14 protein-coding genes are annotated in these 16,508 nt (G+C 66.0%); 4 read left to right on the top strand and 10 right to left on the bottom strand.

Annotation, left to right across the window (positions count from 1 at the left end; genetic code table 11):
- Nucleotides 1-25 precede the first annotated feature (25 nt).
- From P0086_RS10560 to P0086_RS10545, 4 genes are all read left to right on the top strand, one after another.
- On the top strand, nt 26-1,735 hold the full coding sequence (locus tag P0086_RS10560) for an ABC transporter ATP-binding protein (RefSeq protein WP_148190957.1): 1,710 nt from the start codon (nt 26-28) through the stop codon (nt 1,733-1,735).
- 117 nt (nt 1,736-1,852) lie between these two features.
- The gene (locus tag P0086_RS10555) at nt 1,853-2,737 is read left to right on the top strand and encodes an AraC family transcriptional regulator (protein WP_275785205.1); all 885 of its coding nucleotides are present in this window, start codon (nt 1,853-1,855) and stop codon (nt 2,735-2,737) included.
- 232 nt (nt 2,738-2,969) lie between these two features.
- A complete protein-coding gene (locus P0086_RS10550) occupies nt 2,970-5,204 on the top strand; it encodes a TonB-dependent siderophore receptor (RefSeq protein ID WP_275785202.1) in 2,235 nt (744 codons plus the stop codon).
- A 231-nt stretch (nt 5,205-5,435) separates the two neighbouring features.
- On the top strand, nt 5,436-5,573 hold the full coding sequence (locus tag P0086_RS10545; RefSeq protein ID WP_112594160.1) for a DUF1127 domain-containing protein: 138 nt from the start codon (nt 5,436-5,438) through the stop codon (nt 5,571-5,573).
- Between the two features lie 816 nt (nt 5,574-6,389).
- On the opposite strand, the gene P0086_RS10540 is transcribed toward P0086_RS10545, so the two are convergent.
- From P0086_RS10540 to P0086_RS10495, 10 genes are all read right to left on the bottom strand, one after another.
- Nucleotides 6,390-7,190, bottom strand: coding sequence for an NAD(P)-dependent oxidoreductase (locus P0086_RS10540; protein ID WP_148190953.1), 801 nt, complete (start codon nt 7,188-7,190; stop codon nt 6,390-6,392).
- Nucleotides 7,191-7,258: 68 nt separating this feature from the next.
- Nucleotides 7,259-8,539, bottom strand: a complete 1,281-nt coding sequence (locus P0086_RS10535) for a TRAP transporter large permease (protein WP_112594158.1) — start codon at nt 8,537-8,539, stop codon at nt 7,259-7,261.
- Nucleotides 8,539-9,060, bottom strand: coding sequence for a TRAP transporter small permease (locus P0086_RS10530; RefSeq protein ID WP_112594157.1), 522 nt, complete (start codon nt 9,058-9,060; stop codon nt 8,539-8,541). The genes P0086_RS10535 and P0086_RS10530 overlap by 1 nt, the downstream gene beginning before the upstream one ends.
- A 97-nt stretch (nt 9,061-9,157) precedes the next feature.
- A complete protein-coding gene (locus P0086_RS10525; protein WP_112594156.1) occupies nt 9,158-10,132 on the bottom strand; it encodes a TRAP transporter substrate-binding protein in 975 nt (324 codons plus the stop codon).
- 60 nt (nt 10,133-10,192) lie between these two features.
- Complete coding sequence (locus P0086_RS10520) at nt 10,193-11,071, bottom strand: amidohydrolase family protein (protein ID WP_148190951.1); 879 nt, start codon at nt 11,069-11,071, stop codon at nt 10,193-10,195.
- 1 nt (nt 11,072) lies between these two features.
- Nucleotides 11,073-12,209: a mandelate racemase/muconate lactonizing enzyme family protein gene (locus tag P0086_RS10515; protein ID WP_112606851.1), complete on the bottom strand. Its 1,137-nt coding sequence runs from the start codon at nt 12,207-12,209 to the stop codon at nt 11,073-11,075.
- Between the two features lies 1 nt (nt 12,210).
- A complete protein-coding gene (kdgD, locus tag P0086_RS10510; RefSeq protein WP_112594153.1) occupies nt 12,211-13,116 on the bottom strand; it encodes a 5-dehydro-4-deoxyglucarate dehydratase in 906 nt (301 codons plus the stop codon).
- A gap of 71 nt (nt 13,117-13,187) precedes the next feature.
- Nucleotides 13,188-13,940 carry a FadR/GntR family transcriptional regulator gene (locus tag P0086_RS10505; RefSeq protein ID WP_112594152.1) on the bottom strand — a complete coding sequence of 251 codons (753 nt, stop codon included), beginning with the start codon at nt 13,938-13,940 and terminating at the stop codon, nt 13,188-13,190.
- Between the two features lie 250 nt (nt 13,941-14,190).
- On the bottom strand, nt 14,191-15,216 hold the full coding sequence (locus P0086_RS10500) for an acyltransferase (RefSeq protein ID WP_275785193.1): 1,026 nt from the start codon (nt 15,214-15,216) through the stop codon (nt 14,191-14,193).
- Nucleotides 15,213-16,502: an O-antigen ligase gene (locus P0086_RS10495; RefSeq protein ID WP_112613074.1), complete on the bottom strand. Its 1,290-nt coding sequence runs from the start codon at nt 16,500-16,502 to the stop codon at nt 15,213-15,215. The genes P0086_RS10500 and P0086_RS10495 overlap by 4 nt, the downstream gene beginning before the upstream one ends.
- Nucleotides 16,503-16,508 lie beyond the last annotated feature (6 nt).

Here is a 16,508-nt window from a genome sequence, read left to right as displayed (position 1 = left end):
TTTTTTCGTCAGGACCGACGGCCCCATGCTCGCGCGTTTCTTTTCCTACTATCGTCCCTACAAGAAGCTGTTCGTGCTGGACTTCGGCTGCGCGGTCCTCGCCGGATTGCTCGAACTCGGCTTTCCGCTGGCGATCAAATTCTTCATCGACGACCTGCTGCCCAGCCAGAACTGGGGGCTGATCCTCGGCGCCGCGGCGATCCTGCTCGGGATCTACGTCACCAATGCCTGTCTTATGGCGGTCGTCACCTACTGGGGCCACGCGCTCGGCATCAGCATCGAGACCGACATGCGCCGGACGGCCTTCGACCACCTGCAGAAGTTGTCCTTCTCCTACTACGACGAGCACCAGACCGGTCACATCATCACCCACGTGACCAAGGACCTCGAGGAGGTCGGCGAGGTGGCCCACCACGGGCCGGAGGACCTGTTCATCGCGATCATGACCTTCGTCGGCGCCTTTGCGCTGATGTTCATGGTGCACCCGCCGCTGGCGATGCTGACGCTCGTGATCGTCCCCTTCATGGCCTGGCTGGTCAGCCGCTACGGCTCGCGGATGACGCGCAACTGGCAGCGCCTGTTCGGGCAGATCGGCGATTTCAACACCCGCGTCGCCGAAAGCGTCGGCGGCATCCGCGTCGTCAAGGCCTTCGCCAACGAGGACCACGAGCGCATGCTGTTCTCGAAGAACAACGAGAACTACCGCAGGACCAAGCTCAACGCCTATGCCTACATGACGGCGAGCGTGGCGATGAGCTATCTCAGCACCCGCCTGGTGCAGCTGATCGTCATGGTGGCGGGCACCTGGTACGTCATGCAGGGAAGCCTCAGCTATGGCGGGCTCGTGAGCTTCATCCTGCTGATCGACGTCTTCTTCCGCCCGATCGACAAGATCACCTCCGTGCTGGAGAGCTATCCGAAGGGCATCGCCGGTTTCCGCCGCTTCACCGGCCTGATCGACACCGCGCCCGACATTGCCGACAGTCCCGATGCGGTCCCCGTCGACGACCTCTCCGGCGATATCGCCTACCGTAACGTCAGCTTCGCCTATCGCGACGGCCGGCGCGTGCTGGAAGGGCTGAACCTCACCATCCGCCAGGGCGAATCCGTTGCCTTCGTCGGCGCCTCGGGTGCGGGCAAGACGACGATCTGTTCGCTGCTGCCGCGCTTCTACGAGGTCGAGGAAGGCAGCATCACCATAGGCGGCCTCGACATCCGAAAGATGACGCAGGCGTCGCTGCGCGCCCGGATCGGCATCGTCCAGCAGGACGTCTTCCTGTTCGGCGGCTCGATCCGCGAGAACATCGCCTATGGCAAGCTCGATGCCTCCGACGAGGAGGTCATGGACGCGGTTCGTCGCGCCAGGCTCGAGGCGTTCGTCGCCACCCTGCCGGACGGGCTCGACACGCTGGTGGGCGAGCGCGGCGTAAAACTCTCCGGCGGGCAGAAGCAGCGGCTGGCAATCGCCCGGATCTTCCTGAAGAACCCGCCGATCCTGATCCTCGACGAGGCGACCTCTGCGCTCGACACGGTGACGGAACAGGCGATCCAGCGGTCGCTGGCGGAGCTGTCGCAAGGCCGCACCACGCTCATCATCGCCCATCGGCTTGCCACCATCCGCAATGCCGACCGCATCGTCGTCATCGACGAGGGCGGCATCGTCGAGCAGGGCGGCCCGCAGGAACTGCAGGCGAGCGGCGGGGTCTATTCGGACCTGCTACGCGCGCAGTCCTAGCTCGCGCGTGCAGGCGGTTGCAAAATCCCATGCACTGCGCTATCAAAACATGAGAAAAAGACACAAGTTTTATATTTGGGCCTGCAGGGATGCACGCCTGATCGACCGGACGGCGCCATGACCTTTCAGCCGCGCATGCACAACAGGATCAGCGGGTTCAACGTCGTCGGCGGGTTGCAGAGACGCAACTGGAACGGGATCGTCGCGGATCTCTGGGAGGTCGAGTGCGCCCCGGATGCGGGCGGCTTCTACGTCGGCGAGGATCCCCGCGTCTTCATCATGCTCGAGGCCCGCGGCGGCGGCAATTGCAACCTCAAGGTCGCGCCGCATGCCCGCGGCATCGTCCAGAACTACCACAACCAGGCGATTTCCTATGTGCCGGCCGGCATGGAACTGTGGGCGGAGGTGATCGACCTCAGCTTCGTGCGTCATCTCGACCTGCATTTCGACGTCGACGTCCTGCAGCGCCGGCTGATGGAGGATTTCGATGCGCGGCCGATCGAAACGCCGCGGCTGATGTTCAACGATCCGCGAATCATGGCGCTGGCGGAGCTGATCGCCGCCGAATGCGCCAACCCGCAGCCGCTGCACGACCTCTATGGCGACGGCCTGTCGCTCGGGCTGATCATCGACCTGATGAAGGTCAACCGGACCGAGCCGCGAAAGCGCAGTCAGCTTGCCACCTGGCAGCTGCGGCGCGCCATCGACTACGTCGAGGAGAACTGCCTGCGCAGCATTCGCCTGGAGGAACTCGCCGCGCTGACGGGCCTGTCGCAGTCCCATTTCAGCCATGCCTTCAAGGCCTCCACCGGGATTGCCCCGCACCAGTGGCAGATGAACGCGCGGCTGGAGCGGGCCAAGCTCCTGCTCCTGCAGCCGGAAACGACGCTGACCACCATCGCCGCGGAAACCGGATTTGCCGACCAGGCCCATTTCACCCGCGTCTTCCGCAAGACCGTCGGGATCACGCCGGCGCACTGGCGCAAGATGAAGCTCGACTGAAGCAGAAGGCGCGACCTCAACCGATGGCCCCGCCCCGCGTCCGCCATGACGCGGGGAGGCGTTGCGCACCGCCCACAGGATTGCGGCAAAGCTGTGTGCAGCGCGAAAAAGTGCCAAGAACGTTCAATTTTCGCCTAACGGAACAAGCACCCGGGATTAAGTTGATATAGTTGCTCATGTTAACAGGTTCGCCTCTCGGCGGCCGTTTTCGGAAAGTGGGGACACACGGGCAATGGCGAAGCAGAGCGTCTATTCGGCGGGAACAGGTCTCAAGCGGATCTTGCGCGGCAGCGTCGCGCTGGCGACGATCCTGACGGCCATGGCGGCGGCGGCGCAGGAACAACAGCAACAGGATGCGACGCGGCTTGCGCCGATCATCGTCGAAGGCGGCGAGGGAGCCGCCAATGCGGCCACCGGCCCCGTCGACGGCTACGTCGCCAAGGAGACGACCACCGGCTCCAAGACGGGCACGCCGATCTCCGAAATCCCGCAGTCCGTCTCCGTCATCGGCCGCGACGAGATCGAGGATCGCGGCGTCGTCAACAAGGTGGACGAGGTCCTGCGCTACACGCCCGGCGTCACGACCGAACCCTTCGGCGTCGATGCCGACACCGACTGGTTCTACATCCGCGGCTTCGACGCCACCCAGACCGGCGTCTTCCTCGACGGGCTGAACCTGTTCAGCTACGGCTTCGGCGGCTTCCAGATCGACCCCTTCATGCTCGAGCGCGTCGAGGTGCTGAAGGGCCCGGCATCGGTGCTCTATGGCGGCGCCAATCCCGGCGGCATCGTCAACATGGTGAGCAAGCGCCCGACCGGCGAGACCTCCGCCTATGCCGAGACCGGCATCAACAGCAACGCCAATGCCTTCCTCGGCTTCGACGTCAACGGCATTCTCAACGAGGGCGTGAACTATCGCGTCACCGGCAAGGTCTCCGGCGGCGAGAACTACACCGACTTCTCCAACGACCTGCGCGGCTTCATCCTGCCGCAGGTCACCATCGAGCGCGACGACGCCACCAGCCTGACGGTCTACGGCCTGCTGCAGGGTCTCGACCAGCGCCATGTCGGCGGCAGCTTCCTGCCCAATGTCGGCACCGTCGAGGCCGCCTCCTTCGGCAAGATCGACCGCAAGGCCTTCTTCGGTGAGCCGGACATCGACACCGGCACCTACGTCCAGCAGATGCTCGGCTACGAATTCAAGCACGAGTTCGAAAGCGGCTGGAGCTTCACCCAGAACCTGCGCTACGGCCACCTCTACAAGCACGAGGACGCGCCCTACACCTACGGCTACTACGACCCGGACGCCGTGTTCCCCGCGCCCTCCTACGTGAACGCCCCGGTCACGCCCGACAACCTGCTCTACCGCCTCGGTTTCGAACATACCTCGAAGGTCGACACCTTCGCGGTCGACAACCGCGTCGAGGGCGAGTTCGACACCGGCGCGCTGAGCCACACGCTGCTCGTCGGCCTGGATTACAAGTTCTACCGGCTCGACCAGGAGCAGGCCTCCTCCGCGGCGACGCCGATCAGCGCCACCGACCCGATCTACGGCGTGCCGCAGCCGCCGAACCGGATCTACATCAACCAGGAGATCACCCAGCAGCAGCTCGGCGTCTACGCCCAGGACCAGATCCGCTTCGGCGACGGCTGGATCGTGACCCTGAACGGCCGCTACGACTACGTCGACACCAAGACCGAGAACGGCCCGACCTATTGGGATCCGGCACAGAACTCGACGTTCGACTACAACGAGAGCGCCCTCAGCGGCCGGGCCGGCCTCGGCTACGAATTCGCCAACGGCATCACGCCCTACATCAGCGCCTCGACCTTCTTCAATCCGATCGTCGCGGTCACGATGACCGGCAACACCAAGCCGGAGGAAGGCGACCAGTTCGAGGCGGGCATCAAGTACGAGCCGACCTTCCTCGACGGCGTGTTCACCGCCTCCGTCTACCAGCTCACCAAGCAGAACGTCGTCGTCACCGATCCGCTGACCATGGTCTCCAGCCAGATGGGCGAGGTGCGCTCGCGCGGCATCGAGCTCGAGGGCAAGGTCAACATCAACGAAAGCTGGAAGCTGATCGCCGGCCTCGACTTCATCGACCTCGAGATCACCGAGGATGCCAATACGGCGCTGATCGGCAACACCCCCTACCTCATCCCCGACACCCAGGCCTCGCTGTGGCTGGACTACACCGTCCAGGACGGCGCGCTCGAGGGCATGAGCGTCGGCGCCGGCGTGCGCTACCAGGGCGAAAGCTGGGCCGACAACGAGAACACCGCGAAGGTCCCCTCGGCCACCGTCTTCGATGCCGGCATCCGCTACGAGAAGAACGACTGGGGCGCCGCGCTCAACGTCGCCAACCTGTTCGACAAGGAATATGTCAGCGGTTGCGGCGGCCTGCTCACTTGCGGATACGGGGATGCCCGCACGATCACCTTCAAGCTCAGCAAGAAATGGTGAGCTGAAGCGGCCTCCAGCCACCCGTCATCCGCCACCTGAAGGGAGAGGCCCTGCCTCTCCCTTTTTTGCGCCTTCCGATGAACGGCGCTGCAGCATTTTTGTGCAACGCATCATCCTTGCCGAGGCCGTGAGCAAGGGTAGACAAATTTGCATGCCTCTTCTGCAGGCTTATGCCTTCATTGTGTGCGCCGAATTGCCCATATGAGTGGCATCGAAGAAAGGAGAAAAGAGATGAACATTCGTCAGAAGATCAAGGACTTTGCCGCTCGTCGCAAGGCCATCCGCGAACTCAACATGCTCGACGACCACACCCTGGCCGACATCGGCATTTCGCGCTCGCAGATCCGCTCCGCGGTTGCCGGCCGCTAAGCGCCATCGAGCTGCCATCGGCGACCGGCCCCTGCCGGTCAGCCGATCAAGGCACGCCGCAAGCGCCGGCAGTGCCGCCTGGAACGCCAGGAACGCGAGGGCCGGCCGCAAGCCCGGACCCGAACGCCTCCCACCGACGCTGAAATTCACGATCGTCCGCTAGCGCCGATCTGACCTGCCGCGACGCAGGCACGACGCGCCTGGCCACCATGGACATGCCCTTCCTGCCTGCAACGACAGGCATAGAGAGGCCGCCTCATGACGGCGGCCGCGCTGACCGACGACGCCGCACGCCCCGCGACCCGCCCGCCAAGCCCCCACTTCCCCGCAAATCATAGGCGAAACCCCTGCGCGCCGGACCACGACCGCGTCTGCGCAGCATCCGGTCCGGACAGGAATCATGGCGGCGCGACATGTTGCGACGGCGGCAAACGCCGCGCACGAAACCAGCCATGTCGGGAAGACTGCCGGAAGCCGGCATGAAACGGTGAAAGCCCCCTCAAAAGCGAAAAGCCTGCCGCGGGAGGAGGTGCGGCAGGCTTTCCAAAAGAACCGAACAACAGCTGGGAGGAGGAGTGCTGTTGTTCTCCGCGAAAGTTCCTGGGAGGAGGAGTGGAACCTTCGCGATTTCGAAGCTCTGTGGGAGGAGGTACATCGCTTCGACAGATCCGACTATAGCTCACTCTCGCCTAAATCATAGGCAGGATTTCACACGCCAGCCATGCATGAAACGAATAGCTCGAACGACGCGCCTGCCCACCAATGGTGCTCGCCTCTTCGCGCCTGCGGCGACGACCGGCCGATGCTCCACCGGGCTCAGGAGTCCGCCGGATGACCGGCCGTGACGAAGGCGCCGCCCTGGTAGTGCGTCGCCGGATCGGCCGGATCCTCCGGGCCCGTCTGCGCCAGAACCTCCGCCCGCCACACCTCGGCATTGTCCTTCGGCCTCCAGCCGAGGAAGGCCGCGTTGCGGTTGTCCCACCATTGCTCGTCGTTGTCGGAAGCGCCATAGACCACCGTGTGGCCGATGCGGGGGGCCGCGAAGGCGCGCGCGCAGAGCGACAGAAGGTCGCGCTTGCTCAGCCAGCTTGCCAGCATCCGCGGATTCCGCGGCTTCTCGAAGCAGGACCCGATGCGCACCGACAGCGTCTCGACGCCGAACTTGTCGTGATAGAGGCTCGCCACCGCCTCGCCGAAGACCTTGGAGACGCCATAGAGCGAATCCGGCCGCGGCACGGCCGTGCTGTCGATGCGCTGGTCGCGCCGGTAGTAGCCGACGACGTGGTTCGAGCTTGCGAAGACGATCCGCGGCCTGCCGTTGTTGCGGGCTGCCTCGTAGAGATTGTAGAGCCCGACGATGTTGCCCTGCAGGATGAGGTCGAACGGCTTCTCGATCGAGACGCCGCCGAGATGGATGATCCCGTCGACGCCGCGCACCAGCTCGTCGACGGCACCGGCATCCGCGAGGTCGCAGCGACGGGAGCGCTCGTGCGGCTTGAGGTCGCCGATCTCCTCGAGGTCCGACAGGATCACCGTCTCGGCCAGTTCGTTCAGCATGGGGCGCAGCGCGGTTCCCACGCCGCCTGCGGCTCCCGTCATCAATAGCGTCTTCAGCATGGGACCTCCTCGGATGCCTTCCTGTCCAGCACTGGACCTGTCGTGGTTGTCGTCATGAAGCCCTGGCGTCAGCGGAACAGGCTGGGCAGCCAGAGCGACAATGCCGGAATGTAGGTGACCAGCATGAGGACGGCGATGCTCGCGCCGAAGAACGGCCAGATCGTCCGCATCGCTTCGCGGATCGAGATGCCGCCGACGGCGCAGCCGACGAACAGCACCGTGCCGACCGGCGGCGTATTCAGCCCGATCCCGGCATTGAGGATCATCACGACGCCGAAATGCACGGGATCGATGCCGAAGGCCTTGGCCACCGGCAGCAGCACCGGCGTGGTGATGATGACCAGCGGCGCCATGTCCATGAAGGTGCCGAGCACCAGCAGCGCCAGATTGATGAGCAGCAGCACCACGATCGGGTTTTCGGAGATCGATCCGATGACGGCGATCATCTGCTGCTGCACCTGCAGGAAGGCCATCAGCCAGCCGAAGGACGCAGCCGTGCCGATCACCAGCAGCACCATGGCCGTGGTCCGCACCGCCTGCAGGACCGCCTCGACGAACCCGTTCCAGTCGAGCTCGCGATAGACGAGCAGCGCGACCAGCAGGGCATAGAACACGGCGATGCATGAGCTCTCGGTCGCGGTGAAGACGCCGGAGCGAACGCCGCCGAAGATGATGCCGATCAGAAGCAGGCCCGGGATAGAGGCGAGCAGATAGTAGGCGAGCTTGCGGAAGCCCGGGAACGGCTCGGCCGGATAGCCGCGGCGACGCGCGACGATGTAGGCCGTGACCATCAGCGCGCCCGCCAAGAGCAGCCCCGGCAGGATCCCGGCCGTGAAGAGGTCGGCGACCGACACGTTGCCGCCCGCGGCGATGGAATAGAGGATCATGTTGTGCGAGGGCGGGATCATCAGCGCGATGATCGCCGCATTGACGGTGACGTTGACCGCGTAGCTGCGGTCATAGCCCCGCGCCGCCATCTGCGGGATCATCAGCCCGCCGACGGCCGAGGCGTCGGCCACCGCCGAGCCCGAAATCCCCCCGAACAGGGTCGAGGCGACGATGTTGACCTGGCCCAGGCCGCCGCGCAGATGGCCGACGATGCCGGCGGCGAAGCGGATCAGCCGGTCGGCGATGCCGCCGCGCACCATCAGGTCGCCGGCGAAGATGAAGAACGGAATGGCCATCATGGCAAACACGTTCATCCCGGAGTTCATCTGCTGGAAGATCACGATCGGCGGCAGGCCGATATAGAGCACGGTCGCAAGCGACGCGATCCCGAGGCAGAAGGCGATCGGCATGCCGATCATCATGAGCACGGTGAAGACACCGAAGAGCACGCCATAGGCCATCACGCCACCTCCTGCGCGATGATGTCGGCCGCCGTCTGTTCGCCGGCGGCGACGTCGACGAAGCGCTCGGCGGAGAAGATCGCGATCAGCACCCCGCCCACGATCATCGGAAAGAAGTCCACCCCGCCCGGCCAGCCGAGCACGGGGATGCTGGCCGCCCAGGTGCCGGCGGCGAGAAGCGTCGAATACCAGGTCATGGCGAGGCCGAAGACGACCATCAGCCCGAGGCTGACCAGATCCATGGTCCGCCGCGACGCCGGCGAGGCGCCGTGCCGGACGAAGTCGAGGCCGAGATGCACGCTCTCGCGCACGCCGACGGCGGCACCGAGCATGATGAACCAGGACATCAGGTGCAGCGACAGCGGCTCGGACCAGCTCGGCGTGTCGTTCAGCACGTAGCGGGCGAAGACCTGCCAGCCGACGATCGCCGTCATGGCGACGATCCCCAGTCCGGAAAGATAGAGTGAGACGCGGCTGATCCACCCTAGGACAGGCCGGCTGGCCTGCATGAAACGCGACATGACCTTTTCCTCCAAAGGTTCCGGCCAGGCGCCTCTCCGCCCGACCGGAAACTGCGGGCCGCGCCGTAACGATACGGCGCGGCCGTGCCTTCTCCCATCAGTTGATCGCGCGGATCCGCTCGAGCAGATCCTGCATCTGCGGGTCGGTGACGAACTTGTCGTAGACCGGCTTCATGGCATCGGCGAACTCCGCCTTGTCGACGGTGATGACGTTCACGCCGGCCGCGCGGACCTTCTCTTCCGATGCCTTCTCGCGGGCCTGCCACAGCTCGCGCATCTTGCCGACGGAGTCCTTTGCCGCCTGCCGGACCACCTTCTGATCATCCGGCGAGAGCTTGTCCCAGGTGACCTTCGACATGACCAGGATTTCCGGGTTCAGCGAATGCTCGGTGAGCGTGTAGTTCTTGGAGACCTCGAAGTGCCGCGAGGATTCGTAGGAAGGCCAGTTGTTCTCAGCTCCGTCGACGACACCGGTCTCGAGCGACGAGTAGACCTCGCCGAACGGCATCGGCGTCGCGTTCGCGCCGAAGGCTTCCATCATCGCGATCCAGAGATCGGACTGCTGGACGCGGATCTTCATGCCCTTCAGGTCTTCCAGCTTCTCGATCGGCTTCTTCGTCGTATAGAACGACCGGGCGCCGGAATCGTAGAAGGCCAGGCCGACGAGGCCGTGCGGCTCGAAAGCGGCGAGGATCTCGTCGCCGATCGGACCGTCCACCGTCTTGTGCATGTGCTCGGTCGAGCGGAACAGGAACGGCAGGCCGAGCACGACGGTCTGCGGCACAAGATTGTTGAACGGCGCGGCGTTGACGCGGTTCATGTCGATGACGCCGAAACGGGTCTGTTCGATCGTATCCTTTTCGGATCCGAGCGCGGCGTTGTTGGTCACTTCGATCTTGATGCGGCCGTTGGTGCGTTCCGACACCAGCTGGCCCATGTACTTCACGGCCTCGACGGTCGGATAGCCGTCCGGATGGATGTCGGCCGACCTTAAAGTGATTTCCTGCGCATGCACGGTTCCTGCGGCAAGGGCGATCCCCAGCGCCAGGCAAAGCGATTTGGCAATATTCATGTCTTTCTCCTCCTCAAGATGAACATGGTCCCGGAACCTCCCTGTTCCGGGCCGCCGGCTTCAGTTCCCCCGTGCGAACGGCTGCAAGCCGAAGAGCCGTTCGGGATTGTCGACCAGGGCCAGCCGACGGGCCCCCTCGTCCGGCAGCCAGCCGAGCACCGTGTCGGTCAGCGCCGCATCGTCGGGATAGTCCGCGGTCGTCCTGGCGAGGTTGTGCGGCCAGTTGGTTCCCCACACGATCCGGTCGGGCGCATGCGCGGCGATCGCGCGGGCGACGGCGGCGACGTCCTCGTAGTCCGGCCCGCCGCTCCTGGACGATTCATAGACGCCGGCGAACTTGAACCAGCAGTTGCCGCGATCGATCAGGCGCTTGACCGCCGCGACCTGGGGACTGTCCGGTGTTGCGCCGGCGAAGAACTTGCCGTGGTGATCCAGCACCCAGCGCGACTTGAGTTTCCGCAGGCGCGCCTCGTGTTCGAGAATATGGCTGCCGTCGAACTGGACGGCCAGCATCCAGCCCCTCGCGGCGGCGCGGTCGTCCACCGCCTCGAGCGCGTCGAGGCCGACGGCGCCGCCCGGCAGGTCCATGATGCGGGCGCCGACGACGCCGCCCTCCGCCAGTTGGTCGAGCGCGCTGTCCGGCTCCTCCGGCCCGACGGCTGCGACACCGCGGGCGATCGGCCCCATTTCCGCAAGGCAGGCGAGCAGATTGGAATTGTCGCGCTGGTGCGCATTGCCCTGGGTGATGATGACCCGGTCGATCCCGAGCCAGGCCATGACCCTGCGATATTGCCCGGCGTCGGGAAGCGCCCCGCCCGGCAGCGGCGGGCCGCCCGGCTGGGCTGCAAATCCCGGCAGATACATGTGCATCTGCGTATCGACCGCTCCCTTGGGGAGCCGTATTGCCGGCGCTCGTCCGGAAAGCGGCCTTTCGATCATCTCAGTCGTCTCCCATCCGGAACTCGGCCAGCGCATCGCGATCGATGTCGATGCCGAGCCCGGGACCGTCCGGAATTTTGACCACCCCGCGCACGTGCTCGATCGGCGTCTTCACGACGGCCTGGCGGAACGGGTTCTCGGTGCGGTCGAACTCGAGGATCGGCTCGATCGGGTTGACGCGCACCGGGTTGGGGATCATCGCCGCCATGAACTGCAGGGCGGCCGCGATCTGCACGGCCGTGCCCCAGACATGCGGCACGACCCGCACGCCGTGAAGCGCTGCGAGATCGGCGACCCGGCGGGCCTCGGTGAAGCCGCCGACGCCGCAGAGGTCCGGCTGGAGGATGTCGACCGCGCGCGTTTCCACCGGCTCGCGCATGCCCCAGCGCGTGTGCCAGGTCTCGCCCCCGGCAACCGGGATCGGCTGGCCGGCGCGGACCGCGCGGTAGGCGTCGAGCTGTTCCGGCACCACCGGCTCCTCGAACCAGTCGATGCCGTACTCGGCTGCGCGACGGCCGAGCTCGACCGCCTCGAGCACGTCGTAGCCATGGTTGGCGTCCACCATCAGGCGCATGTCCGGCCCGATCGCCTCGCGCACGGCGCGGATGACGGCGAGATCCTGCTCGACGCCGAAGCCGATCTTGATCTTGGTCGCGTGGAAACCCTCGGCGCGATAGCGCGCGGCGTCCTCGGCATTGTCCGCCACCCTGTCGACGCCCTCGCGCTTGAAGCTGCCGGTCGCATAGGCGCGGACCTCGTCGCGGAACCGTCCGCCGAGCAGCGTCGAGACCGGCACGCCGAAATGCTTGCCCTTGATGTCCCAGAGCGCGATGTCGATGCCGGACAGGGCCGTGATGGACAGGCCGCGCTGCCCCTGGTCGCGCAGGGCGTTGTAGAGCCGCGCCCAGATCTTCTCCGTCTCCAGCGGATCCGCGCCGACGAGCCACGGCCGATAGGCCGCGACGACGGCGGCATTCGCCCGCGCCGGGCCCAGGCATTCGCCCCAGCCGGTCAGGCCGTTGTCGCACTCGATCTCCACCAGCACGTGCGCACGCCGGTCGAAGCGCATCGACGCGCTCTCGAACGGCACGGCGAGCCGGTGTTCGAGCAGATGGGTGCGGACGGCGACGATCTTCATCTCAGCGCTTCCAGGGGGCGATCAGGGCTTCGAGCATGCCCTCTTCCTCGCGGGTGAGGTCGTCGAGCGGTGGGCGGACCTTGCCTGCATCGAAGCCCTGCAGGCGCACGCCGGCCTTGATGGCGGCCACCGCATAGCCCTTGCGCCGGTTGCGGATCGCCATGAACGGATAGAAGAATTCGTTCAGGATCCTCTCGCACCGCGCCCGGTCGCCGCCGCGCAGCGCCTTGTAGAAATCGACGGCGAGCTGGGGCACGAAATTGAAGACCGCCGAGGAATAGGTGGTGAAGCCGGCACCGAGATAGGCCTCGGCGAAGAGTTCCGCCGTCGGCATGCCGCCGAGATAGGTGAGCCGGTCGCCCATGGTCGCCGTCACCTGGCGCACAAGGCCGATGTCGCCCGTGCCGTCCTTGAAGCCGACGAGGTTCGGGCATTCGTCGCAGAGCCGCTTCAGCGTATCGACGGCAAGCACCGAATTGTCGCGGTTGTAGACCATCACGCCGATGCCGACCGACTGGCAGATGCGCTTGACGTGCTGGTAGAGCCCTTCCTGCGGCGCATCGATCAGGTAGTGCGGCAGAAGCAGGATCCCGTCCGCGCCGGCCTTCTCGACCTCGCGCGCCAGCTCCACCCCGACATGGGTGCCGAAGCCGCAGCCCGAGACGATCGACGTCCTGCCGGCCGCCTCCTTGGCGGCGCGCACGATGCCGGGGATCTCCGACGGGGCGAGCGAGAAGAACTCCCCGGTGCCGCCGGCGGCAAATAGCACCGGCGCATCGAACCCGGACAGCCAGTCGATATGCCGGCGGTAGCTCTCCGGCTGGAATCGACCCTCGCCGTCGAAATGCGTCACGGGAAACGAAAGCAGGCCGGCGCCCAGCGCGGCCTTGATCTCTTGCGGCGTCATGTGAAGTTCCTCTGTCGGCCTCCTCCGGCCGATTTGTATTACGTCTTACAGGAACTCCTGTCAATAAGTCATCATACAGGTTTCCGCTGTTCGCGCAGCAACGCGCGATAGCGTCCCTGGCTGCCGCGCAGATGCCGCCGCATCGCCGCCCGCGCGCCCTCCTCGTCGCCGTTGGAAATGGCGGTGACGATGTCCTGATGCTCCTGCAGCAGCAGCTTGATATAGGCGGCCTGGTCCGTCTCCGGGTCGTCGTTGCGAAGGGCCGCGCGCGGAATGACGTTCTTGCCGATCATCGCCAGAAACTCGCGAAAGCGCGGATTGTTGGTGGCCTCGGCAATGGCGAGATGAAGGGCAAAGTCCGCCTCGCTGGTCGGCAGGGAGGCTTCGAGGCAGGCGCGCACCGCATAGTGACGCTCGAAGATCACCTCCTCCTGCGCGGGCGAGCGCCGCAGCGCCGCGAGCCCGGCAGCCTCGACTTCCACGGCGGTCCGCAGCTCCAGAAGCTCGATCATCGAGGAGACGCGATCGTGATCGATGCTTTTCAGAAACAGCGGCGTCGGCCCCGGTGCGTCCGCCTCGAGCACGAACACGCCCGCCCCCTGGCGGGCCTCCACCAGCCGGTCCGCGCGCAGTGCGGCGATCGCCTCGCGCACCACGGTGCGGCTCACGCCATGCGCCTCGGTGAGCTGGGCTTCGCTCGGCAGCCGGCTTCCGGGTGGATACTGCCCGCTCGCGATCGCCTTCCTGAGATCGTCCGCAAGGCGCGTGGTCAGCGTGCCGGGCGCTCCGGTGATTTTCGCCCCCGTCCTTGCCTGGAAAGTCATGCTCATCTCCCGCTTCGCACACCGACCACCGGCCACCCGGCGGCGCATCAACTCATCAGACAAGTTTATCGTTCGCTTGATCTTATAACAAATTTCCGGCCGGCGTCATCAACTCATATGACGACCGGACTATTGCGGCGGTGATGGCAGGTGCGCGGACCGGGGCCCGCCGGCACGAGATCGGCCGGACGGACTGAGGCGACTGGAACCTTTAAGGAGGAAAACGGGAAAGCCGATCCGGACCGTGGCTTCAGCCGCTGCGGCCCGCCTCGGTCACGGCGCCCGTGGCGGCGACCGGCGGGCGCGCCGTGCCGCGCCGGAAAGAAAGCAGGGGCCGCTCGATCAGCCGGTAGGCGACCAGCCCGGCCGCGATGCCGCAGATGGCGGCAGCAAACAGCGTCGCCGACGGGGCGATGTGCAGGCGCTCCCCGACCTTGGCCACGACCGAAATGGCAAAGGTGTGCCAGAGGTAGATGGAATAGGAGGCGTCGCCGAGCGCCGTCGGCAGGGCGAACCGCCGGACACGGCCGCCGGCTTCCAGCGCCAGCACGCCGAGCACCAGCGCCGCCGCAAGCGGTCCGCAGGTCCATTCGTCGAAGGGCAGCCGGAAGATGCCGATCAGCGCGAAGCCGGCGAGCGCCGCCAGCACCAGCACGAGACCGGCCGCAGCACCCGGCACGCGCCCGGCCAGCCAGAGCTGGCCCAGCGCCATGCCGACCGCAAATTCGAGGATGATCGGGCGGGTATAGGTGAGAAGCAGCGCGTTGTCGCTCTGCAGATATGCGCCGGCGACCGCAAGCGCTGCCAGCGCCAAGGCCACTGCCGCCAGCTGCCGTGCGCGCGGAATCAGCAGCGCCAGCGCGAAGATGCCGTAGAAGAACATCTCGAAATTGAGCGTCCATCCCTGGACCAGCACCGGCCAGATCTCGCCGCTGCTCGGCGAGTGCATCGGAACGAACAGCAGCGATGCCGCCACATGGGCCACGGACAATTGCAGGTTGGGAAACAGGCCGGCCAGCGCGCCTGCGACCATGACCATCGTCGCCAGCCAGTAGACGGGCACGATCCGCACGATCCGGTCGGACAGGAACTGGAGCGGCGCGACCGGCCGGCGCGCCGTGATCACCCACATGATGAAGCCGCTGATGACGAAGAACACGTCGACGCCGGCCGCACCGATGGCGAAATGTCCGCCCGTCTTTTCCGCGGCGTGGAACAGCACGACCGCGATCGCCGCGGCCGCCCGCAGATACTGGATCCCGTAGAGCGTCCTCATCGGCCCGTCGCCCGCGCAAGCGACATGACCGGCAGGCGATGCAGCACCCGCCCCGGCACCGGCGCCGCATGCCGTTGGGGCACGCGCAGCGTCAGCTTGCCGGCGGCGAAATAGAGCAGGAACGAGCCCACATGATAGGGGTTCATGATGTCGATCTCGAAGAAGGCGCGCATCGCCAGGAGTATGCAGATGCCGAGCAGCAGGGCTGCCTCGGCACTGTCGCTGCCCGCGAGGAAGCGGCGCAGGTGCCCGACGATCGCGGCGATCAGCACCCCGAACAGCAGCACCAGGCCGATGAAGCCGGTCTCCACCATCGCTTCGATCGGGGTGTTGTGGAAGTGGAAGCCGGCCCGGCTGCCGATATAGAACTCCTCCCACAGCCGTTCGGCCTCGGAGAAACCCTGCACCCAGTAGGCCTGGTAGCCGACGCCGACCCATGGCGTCGCCTTGGCCGCCTCGATCCCCTGCTGCCAGAGATAGGTCCGCCCCGTCAGCGTGGTGTCCTTGCCGAAGGCGCCGAGCACCATGCCGTAGCCTCCGGCCGAAATGAACCCGGCGCCGCCGATGACGAGAAGGATGAGGCCGGCGATGAACAGCGTCCGCCGGTTCTTCGGCGACAGCCACAGAAGCACGCGCAAGCCCAGGCAGCACCCGACGGCCGCGGCCGTCGTCAGCACCGAGGTTGCCGACTGCGAGGCGGCCAGCGCATAGGCCGACAGCAGGAAGACGCCGCCGCCGACTGCGAACCACAGCCCGCGCTCGCGCAGGATGATGATGGCGGTGACGGCGAAATAGACGCCGAGCGAGGCATAGAAGCCGAGCTGGTTCTTCGAGGCGAACGCGCCGACGAAGCTGACGGTGCCGTCGAGCGGGTCGGCATGATAGACGCCGAAGGCGAAGGAATAGGCGAGCACGAGCCCGACCCCCAGCATCGCCCCGCGGGACAGCGTGCGGATGTCGAGCACCCGCATGGCGATCAGCGCGCAGACGACGTGGGTGAAGTACTGGATCCCGGTCCGCGCCGATTGCGCCGGCGCCGCCGACCAGAACATCGTCAGGCAGGCGAAGACGGCAAAACCGAAGATCCACAAATACCGCGTGTAGTTGCCGAGGACGTGGCGATAGTCCACCAGCACGAGCGGCAGCCACAGGCCGTAGTAGGCCAGGATGGAGACCTGCCCGAAGCGGGCGGAATAGGCGAACACGAACAGCGACAGCGCCACGGCGGCCATGCCGTAGAGCTGGTTGTCGCCGGGCGTCACCAGGCTGGCCTTGGCGATCCGCATCGGCCG

Source organism: Mycoplana sp. MJR14 (genome assembly GCF_029210525.1).
Classification (GTDB): domain Bacteria; phylum Pseudomonadota; class Alphaproteobacteria; order Rhizobiales; family Rhizobiaceae; genus Mycoplana.
The sequence above is the reverse complement of the archived record's forward strand: the minus strand, read 5'-3'. Positions and strand labels throughout refer to the sequence as shown.